The sequence below is a fragment of the Aquiflexum sp. genome (assembly GCF_977115555.1).
In genome coordinates this window covers 1-9,279 of record NZ_CDSBKL010000152.1, presented here as the reverse complement: position 1 = coordinate 9,279, position 9,279 = coordinate 1, and the positions used below count along the sequence as shown (strand labels likewise).

The following is a 9,279-nucleotide window of genomic DNA, read 5'->3' as shown; positions in this document are numbered from 1 at the left end:
AACGTCATCCTTAAGGAGGCACGACTGAAGGATCTCATTTTTTTTTGGTGAGACCTTTGCTTCACTCAGGGTGGCGCTCTCCAAATCTGTCAATGGTAAAGTAGAGAGAAATCTTTTGTCTGAATTGGCCTCATTAGACTTCTCCTTCCGTCGAAGTGACAAGGAAAGGTCTTTTGATAGTTTCAAATGCTATTTTTGGATTGAGTTCTTCACCTTTGCTTTTAATATCCATCAATATCCAATATCCATTAATATCTAAATCCTAATTCCCTTTTTATAGACCATAGCCGGTTTCAATTTCCCCTGTTGGTACGTGATATCTCGGTAGTCTGAAGTTTGGAAAAGCAGGATATCCGCCAATTTTCCAACCGCAATACTTCCCCTGTCAGATAATCCAAGTGCCGCTGCGGCCCGGCAAGTGATTCCTGTCAAAACTTCGGCATTACTGAGTTTTTCAAATGTCCCCAATACAGCTGCCTGCATCAATAGGTCACCCATTGGTGCAGAACCGGGATTCCAATCTGAGGCAATAGCCAAAGAAGCACCGGCATCCAAGAGTTTCCTTGCCGGAGCAAATGACATTCCCAAACCTATCGATGCTCCCGGCAAAGCCACTGTTATTGTATCAGAATTAGCGAGCAATGCTATTTCATTTTCTGTACTTGCTTCCAAATGATCAGCTGAAATGGCGTCATATGCCACCGCCACCGCCGAACCGCCAACATGGAATTGGTCGGCATGGACCGTGATATCGAACCCATAGTCTTTGGCTTTTTGGAAATAGTCTGCGATATCGTCGGGGCTGAAAGCTGAATCTTCAATAAAAGCATCGATCCTATTGCTGAGGTTTTCAGATTTCAAGATTGGGAACAATTCATTGCTGATTATTTCCAGGTATTGCTTTGCTGAACCCTCAAAATCCTTTGGACAGATATGGGCAGCAAGGCAAGTGGGTACTAAGTCTGCTGCAGTTTCCGAATTTGCCTTTTTGATGGCCTGTAGCATTTTGATTTCTTCAGCCACAGAAAGTCCATAGCCGCTTTTGATCTCGATGGTGGTGACGCCATCCGCCAAGTGACGGTTAGCCCTTTTGACGGTAAGTTTAACCAATTGTTCCAAAGCCGCTTTTCTTGTTTGAGTTACCGTATCCCAAATTCCACCCCCTGAGTTGGCGATCTCAAGGTAGGATTTTCCGGTATTGCGCATCGCGAAATCTTTGGCCCGGCTTCCGGCAAAACAGATATGCGTGTGGCAATCTACAAACCCAGGAAGCGCTACATAGTCGCCTTGCAAGGTTTCCATCTTGGCACCTATGGATTGGGCTTCGGGGTAAATATCCCAATAGCTTCCGATTTCATGGATCTTTTCATCCTTCAAAAATATCCCGGCTTCTGTGATGATTTCAAGTTGACTGTCTTGCAAAGGGCCTTTTGCCTCCAATCCACGCATGGTCAGGAGTTGTCGTATCGGGCCGATAAGGGTGTAGGTGGGCATTTTTTGGTTAATGGCTAATTGTTTATTTGATTAATTGTTTATTTGAATGGCATGGATTAAGTATCGGGTATTCAAAGACTGATTTTGAATTGGCCTTAACTTGTCACCTCGACGAAGGAGAGGTCTTTTTCCAAATTTCTTTCTTCCTTTTAAAAGATTTCTCAGTCGTTCCTCCTTCGAAATGACAAAGACAGGTTTTTTAGAGCATATGCTTGGTATTCTCAATGAGTCTGAGACCTTTTCCAAAGTTTTGAACTTTGGAAAAACTTTCTTTAGAAATGGTCTACTACTGAGTATCAGATTTGAGATTTTATTTGAAGTCAAAGTGACACGGCTGCCTACTGAGACTGCCAACTGCAACTATTTTCTCTCACTTCTAATTAGTATCTATCAAACTCCTCCGACCACTTTGTCTCCAATTCCAAACCGTCTCTTGCAGCCACTTCTTTTGCTAAAGTTAACAATTCTCCACTGCGGATGATGTCAACGGCTTTTTCCATGTCTTCATACATGATTTGGTCTTCGGTGACATGGTGGATTTTGGTACGGACGTGTTCATAGAGTGCCGTCATGATTTTGCCGGATTTCAATGGTGCATGGAAATCCACCGCCTGTGCCGCGCAAAAGAGTTCGACCCCGAGGATTTTTTCCACATTCTCTATCACCTGCAATGCCTTTCTAGCGCCGATACTTCCCATACTCACATGGTCTTCCTGTCCCAAGGAAGTCGGGATACTGTCTGCAGAGGAAGGGAAGCATAGCCCTTTATTTTCACTTGCCAAGGCGGCTGTGGTATATTGAGGGATCATAAAACCGGAATTCAACCCGGTTTCTTTCAATAGTAATTTTGGAACACCCGGCGTATCGCCTTCCAAAGAAAGGTAAATCCTGCGGTCAGAGATATTGCCGATTTCAGAAGCTGCCAAGCAGGCATAATCCAAAGGCATTGCAATCGGTTGACCGTGGAAATTTCCCCCGCTGATGGTATGGTTTTCGTCAAAGACGACAGGATTGTCGGTGACGGAATTGATCTCAGTTTCGATCATTTGCTTCAGGTGAAGCCAGGCATTGCGGGAAGCACCGTGGACCTGCGGCATACAGCGCAAGGAATATGGATCCTGAACCCGCGCACAAGCCGCATGGGAATGGACAATTTCCGACTCATGAAGCAAATTCAAGATCGATTGGGCGACATGTTGGTTTCCGGCGTAAGGGCGGAGTTGGTGGAGGTCTGCATTGAATGGCTTGGTCGAACCTAACAATCCCTCCAACATCATTGCCCCGGTGATGTCGGCATGGGCAAGGATATTGTAAAATCTGTCTACGACCATGACCCCAAAAGCTGCGATGAATTGCGTGCCGTTGATCAGTGCCAAACCTTCCTTTGGTCCGAGGTGAATGGGCTCAAGGTCGAGTTGCTGAAAAAGTTTGGCTGTTGAAATGATTTCACCTTTGAAATGGACCTTTCCCAAACCGATGAGAGGCAAAAACAAATGTGAAAGTGGTGCCAAATCCCCAGAAGCACCGACGGAACCTTGTTTGGGCACGACAGGGACAATATTGTTTTCTATGAAAAAAAGGATCCTGTCCAAGGTACTTTCCTGAATTCCTGAATATCCCTGTGCCAATGCATGGGTTTTCAGGACCAACATCAATTTGGCGATTTCGATGGGGATGGGTTCTCCGAGGCCTACGGCATGGCTTTTCAGAAGGTTTTCCTGGAGTTTTTTGGTTTGCTCGGGAGAAATCATCGTGGTGCACAGCGGCCCAAAACCGGTATTGATACCATAAACAGGTTTGCCTTTGCTGACAATTTTTTCGACAGCCTGACTGCTGGCTTTTATTTTTTCTCTGCTTTCACGAGAGATAACCCCCTTTGTTGTTCCACGACAGATGGAGAGTGCAAGGGATGCTGTAAGTCGGTCTTGACCGTAATGGAATGTATTTTTCATGGTGGGTTGATACATATGAAGACAATGTTTTTTCCCGCAAAGTCACAAAGCCGCAAAGAAAAATGTTTAAGTAGGTTTTTCTTAAGATTTCCCAATTTTTACCAATGACTGGATTTGTTTCCTTCGGGGATGTTCAACCCCTTTGGGGTTGACCTGAATTTCAAAATCGCCATGGATCCCCGGGTTGCGACCCGGGGCTATTAATGGTTTAACCCCCGTTGGGGGTTTTGTACTATATGTCAGTTCCTTCCTGAACCTTTCTTCTAAATTTGAAAACTCGAAATATCAAAGGGAAAGGTTTCCTTGGTTCAGCCTAAGTAATTGACCTTTTTTTTCTCTTTTCCTTTGCGTCTCTGCGTCTTTGCGAGATGCTTTTATTTTTTCCTTTGTGCCTCGGTGTTTGTGGAATAAAACAAAATTACCCATTATCTTTAATACTTATAAATACCAATTTTATCAATTATTAATAACTATGGGTTATCAGATAGCGCTTAGACATTTGGAGTATTTTCGTGCCGTAGCAGAGGAGTTGAACTTCAGAAAGGCAGCTGAACGGCTTTTTATCTCCCAACCGGGACTCAGCCGTCAGATCAAGCAGATGGAAGAATTGCTCGGAGTACAGCTTTTTGAAAGAACGAAACGGAATGTAGAACTGACAGCAGCTGGGAACTACCTCAAATCCGAGGTGGATTATATCTTCAATCACCTCGAACTCACCAAAACCCAACTCAGGGAAATTTCATCCGGGAAAATAGGGGAGTTGCGGATCGGGTTTTTGGGTTCTGCAGCACATCAGGTCATTCCGGACTTGTTGGTTCGCCTGAGCAGGGAATTTCCCGGAATTCAGACCAATCTGGAAGAATTGAGCAACCACCTTCAGGTGGAAATGCTGGAGAAAGACAAGCTCGACCTTGGTTTTGTCAGGTTGGCGCGGGTACCGGATGGACTCAGCATGAAGGCAGTACATCGCGACACTTTTTCATTGGTCTTGCCTCTTGGCCACCCGATTGATGCGGATACTTTTGAACATGTCGGCCAACTTCAGGAAGAGCCATTCATCTTGTTTTCGAGTGACTACAGCAGCATTTATTTTGATAAAATCATGAGTATCTGCGAGGACAGGGGTTTTACACCTAAGATTTCGCACAAATCGGTTCATGCGCTGACCATTTTCAAGTTGGTAGAAGCTGAGCTTGGTGTGGCAATTGTGCCGAGTTCGCTAAAGGAAGGTTATGATCTGAAAGTAAAGTTTATCGAAATCAAGGAGATTCCGCAGCATACAGAACTTTTTGCCGTTTGGAAAACCGAAAACCGCAATCCGGCATTGAAGCATGTTTTGGAGATATTGTGACTAGGAACTCGCTAAAAAAACCCATCTCTAAAAACAGAACTTAGGTAAGCAATTGTTTTCAAAACAACCTCCCATCCCAATAAAAATCTTCCAAGCCAATAAGTTTGACATGCGAAGAAAATAAATCATGTTTTGTATTGATGACAAAATTATGCTCTTGGGGGATCAGAGCTGAAGGGACTTTGAGTATCAGGCTTTCTTTTTTCCCATACCATTCGTTTAAGATTTCCTGATGACTGTGAATTATAAAAATTATCCTGACCTTTTTACTTTAAACCTTCATTTTACTACACCTATTGTTCCATACACAAGATATCAAGTCTAAAATCGAAATGCCGTGTAAATGTCGGGTTTAATCCGCCCATTTTTCGGCTTATATTTGTCAAAATCAATCCAACTTGCCATGGTAAAACAGAACCATATTATCATGAAACAACCGGAATTGGGCCAAAAGATTCTCGAACTGAGAAAGGCCAAAGGATTGACACAGGAAGAACTTGTGGAGCTATGCAACATCAATGTGCGCACCATTCAGCGCATCGAAGCCGGGGAGGTGACCCCGAGGAGTTATACTATAAAAAGTATTTTGGAAGTTTTGGGTTACGATTTCAAAGAAATCCAACATACTATTCAGGAAAGTGAGCCAATAAGTCCTGAGATGATCGGGAAAGCCGCTTTTTTGAAAACAGCTTTTTTTGTAGGCATTGTGTATTTCCTATTGGCTTTTGTGGAGGGCGTATTTGATTATGGACTTTGGGAAGCGGGGGAGGAGATTAGTCCGGAAGCAGCACCTTGGTATATCGCCGTCAAGATAGGTATCATGTTAACTTTTGGTGTATTTATTTTTGGGTTTTATCGATTGAGTCTGATCAAACCCAACGTCATCGTCAAAGCTGCAAGTATTCTTTTGATTGTGGCTACTTGCATTGGAGTAGGAGGAGATATTTATGGATTCAACAATGCTTCTGTTTGGCAATCGGTACAGTTTTCCAAAGCCATTCTTTTTGGAGCATTGTATATCGTATTTGGCTTGGGTTTGATCAAATACCAATCTGAATTCGGCAATCTGGCTTTGGTGGCGGGAATTCTGAGCATCATCTCAGGGATTGCTTTTCTGAGTATCATCCTTGCGATTCCAGGTTTGTTTGTTTTCACCATCTTCGAAATCCTTCAGTTGGTGCTGCTGTACAAAGCCTATGAATCCATTACAGGCAAAAGTACGAGTCCAAAAAATCTGAATATCCACGCCTTTGGGTGAATGGTTGGAAAAAGGTTATTTATTAAATAGTTAATGAAATTGTAATCATAAGCCATTTTTGAAAATGAAATTATGAAATATCCCTGCTCTGATACCCGGAGCAGGTTTTTTTGTCTCAAATCTCAAATCTCAAATCTACTTTCAAAACTTCAAAATAAACTCCTGCAGGTTTGCCGTTCTTTCAAGCTGCATCTTTTTCCGGAGCCGGTATCTTGCGATTTCGATACCTCGGGTGGAAATGTTCATCAGGTAGGCAATTTCCTTGGAGGAAAGGTTCATACGCAAGTAGGCGCTTAGTTTGATTTCCTGAGGGCTGAGGTCTGGATATTGCTTTTTGAACCTCGTCATAAAGTCCCCGTGGACTTGGTCAAAGTGGATTTCAAACTGTTCCCAATCCTTGTCTCCGGCAATGTTTTTATCAATGCTGAGGATGACTTTTTCAATCTCGCTTTTGACTTCCTGGTTTTTACTTTTCTTGATGATGGAATTTAGGTGTGTCTTGGTTTGGTCGATAAACCCGTTTTTATTGATCAGGTGCATGGTTGCAGAGGCAAGTTCTTTGTCCTTGTTTTGGATTTCGACTTCCAGTTTTTCATGCCTTAGTTTTTCGATTTCCTCCTGAGAGCTTTTGAGTGCGGTTTCCTTTTGGATCAGGGCTTTCCTTTGGGAATCTGTAATCTTGATTGTTTTCTTATGGTATCTTCTTTCTATCAGCTTGTAAATCGCAAATGCCAAGGCTATCAGCAATATGAAATATATCAAATAGGCCAATGCTGACCGATACCATGGAGGCGAAACCTTAAAGGAATAGCTATTGGCTTCACTGATTTGACCATATATATTTTTGCTCCTGACATGGAAAGTATAATTCCCTTCCCTGAGGTTTGTGTAAGCTTTATCTCTTTTGTAGGTCCATTCTCCGAATTCCTCTTCGAAACCTTCAAGCCAAAATTGGAATTGGGTTGAGTTTTCGTTGTTTGGAATAGGATTACTGAATTCAAACCTGACATTGGCTAGATCATAAGCAATGGTGATTGAAGGGCTTTTTTTGTTATCAGCTGGGTTCACATCCAAAGGTTGGTAATTGCCATGAAATAAAAGAGAGTCTGATTGTCCTGTAAGGTAAACTGCCCTGATAATAGCGGGAAATGAAGGATTGGAGGGTGCCTTATTTTCAAGTTTGTACCAGATAAAACCGTCATTGGCAGCAAAAAGGACTTCATTGGATCGTATCAATGAGATGTTTTGTAGGTCATCATTTAGGAAAGGGATGATCTTGTTGAAGATTTGGTGGTTTTTGATGTAGGATCCGTTGATCTGTTTTTCCAAAACCCCGACTTCTTTATCTCCAATAAAAAATATATTCCCCAAAGGATCTTCGACCATGCTGGTGACCAAGAAATCAGAATCAAAATATTTGTCAAAGAATGCATCTTTCTCAAACCTGTCTTCATGGGCATTATAGCTGTAAATCCCATATTCTGTAGAAAAAATCAGTCTGTTGTTGATTTTCCAAACTGAAATCAGGAGGCTTGTCGGAAGACCGGATTCTGTGCCATAATACTTCACATCGAGAGAGTCAAGTTCCTTGTTTGGCCGAAGCCTATATACTCCTTTGTACCCATGTGTCATCCATATAGTTCCGTCTATGTCTTGTTCCAGAATTCTTGAAGACTCATTAAACCCTTTAAATTTTCTCAAAAACCGTAGCTGATCCCCGTTGAATTCGTAGAGCAGGAGACCGTTGTAACTTCCGGCTATGACCATGTCGGGACGGTCCTTCAGTGATTGGAAATTCCATACCCCTCCAAATCCGCCTGCTGGTATTGCCTTAAAATCCTTGATGGTAAATGCGCCGTCATTGTGTGCCATGAGCAGATTATTCTGGATTTGACTTATCCTGTAGACCTGCCCGGATGAACCTGGTATTGGTTTGATAGGCAAGGCTTTCCCTTGATCAAATTTCTGTACCGAAAGTCCATTGTTTGTACCATAATAAATGGCACCCTCGTAATAGGTGGAATGATACCCTGTGCCCGGAAGCCCTGCATACTGATCGATCAACCTAAATGGAAGGCTAAGTTCGAGTAGCGTGATGCCATTGTTATGCCCTATCCAAAGGTTTCCAGAAATGTCTTCAAAAAGTGAAATAATGGAGTTGTTTTGAAGTCCGTTTTCTTTGTCCATATGTAAAATTATACTCCCCGAATCATCAAGGACAAAAAGGCCGTTGCTTTGTGTACCTACTGCGAGGTTTCCGTCTTTGAGCCTGATGGCTTTATTTATTTTTAAAGGCAAAGGCATTTCATTTTCCCAAAGTTCAACTCCAGCCGGGCTTGAGGTGTAAATTCCGTGATCGCGGGTAAAGACCAGTTTTTGGTTGTTCCCTTGCGATATGATCCCGGTGACGAGTTTTTCTTTGAAATTTTCACCATAATTCTCTTCAATAAACTTGTCATTCTCTAAAACATATAGGCCATTTTCAGGTTGATTGGCAAAAATCCTGTTATTGGACAGATGAAAACTCTCGAAAGCAGGGTTGTTTTCGGTAATCGATATCAACTCATGTTTTTCTGAAAAGGTGAATACCTCCTGATAGGTGCAAAAAATAACTTTGTTGTGTAGTATGAAGATTTTCCAGATTTCTTCCAGGTTTTTATGGGAATCGGGAAGCAAATTCAACAAAGAATGGTATTGCAAAAAACCCTGTTCGTCAGGTTGGAAATACCCAAACTCTCCCTGCCCTGAAACATAGATAATTCCATTTTCATTGATAGAAACGTCCCTGATTTTGGTGCTATTCGGAAGTGAATATCTCCTCCAGGTGGTACCGTCATATTCCAGAAGACCGAAGTTGTTGGCAATATAGATCAGGCCAGTTTCGCTCTGGGAAATGGCAAAGTTCTGGATTCCTCCCTGGTAATCTTTGCTGGAATAAAATTTTGAAATCGGAAGTCCGGGAATCTGTCCGAACACACCGTAGGCCATTAGGCAAAGGATTGATAAAACAAATGCGTATTTCATATTTTGGGTATTGTCAAAACCAAGATATGAATTTTCTTGATGATGTATAATAACTTTTGATTTTGTGAGTTGTTTTGTCCATAAAGAATCTTTGCCTAATTACTCAAATTCAACATTTTTTGAACTAATGTTGAGTTTTTGTGAAATAGGTGAAGTAATGTTGATGTAGTATTGATGTAATACTTTTTTTTGCTTCTCTT

Annotated in this window: 6 protein-coding genes; 2 read left to right on the top strand and 4 right to left on the bottom strand. The window is 42.2% G+C overall.

Features of this window, described 5'->3' with window-relative positions; translation table 11 throughout:
- The 3 genes from ACZFYI_RS10605 to hutH all read right to left on the bottom strand — a co-directional run.
- A partial coding sequence (locus tag ACZFYI_RS10605; RefSeq protein ID WP_462524106.1) for a hypothetical protein occupies positions 1-186 on the bottom strand: 186 nt, incomplete at its 3' end.
- 69 nt (positions 187-255) lie between these two features.
- Positions 256-1,494, bottom strand: coding sequence for an imidazolonepropionase (gene hutI / locus ACZFYI_RS10600; RefSeq protein ID WP_462524105.1), 1,239 nt, complete (start codon positions 1,492-1,494; stop codon positions 256-258).
- A 380-nt stretch (positions 1,495-1,874) separates the two neighbouring features.
- Complete coding sequence (gene hutH / locus ACZFYI_RS10595; RefSeq protein WP_462524104.1) at positions 1,875-3,446, bottom strand: histidine ammonia-lyase; 1,572 nt, start codon at positions 3,444-3,446, stop codon at positions 1,875-1,877.
- 472 nt (positions 3,447-3,918) lie between these two features.
- On the opposite strand from hutH, the gene ACZFYI_RS10590 reads away from it, so the two are divergent.
- Both ACZFYI_RS10590 and ACZFYI_RS10585 read left to right on the top strand, forming a co-directional pair.
- On the top strand, positions 3,919-4,797 hold the full coding sequence (locus ACZFYI_RS10590; RefSeq protein ID WP_462524103.1) for a LysR family transcriptional regulator: 879 nt from the start codon (positions 3,919-3,921) through the stop codon (positions 4,795-4,797).
- Between the two features lie 403 nt (positions 4,798-5,200).
- Positions 5,201-6,055 (top strand): helix-turn-helix domain-containing protein, encoded by an 855-nt coding sequence (locus ACZFYI_RS10585; protein ID WP_462524102.1) that lies wholly within the window; start codon positions 5,201-5,203, stop codon positions 6,053-6,055.
- A 141-nt stretch (positions 6,056-6,196) separates the two neighbouring features.
- Here ACZFYI_RS10585 and ACZFYI_RS10580 read toward each other — a convergent pair whose 3' ends face one another.
- A complete protein-coding gene (locus tag ACZFYI_RS10580; protein WP_462524101.1) occupies positions 6,197-9,079 on the bottom strand; it encodes a ligand-binding sensor domain-containing protein in 2,883 nt (960 codons plus the stop codon).
- Positions 9,080-9,279 lie beyond the last annotated feature (200 nt).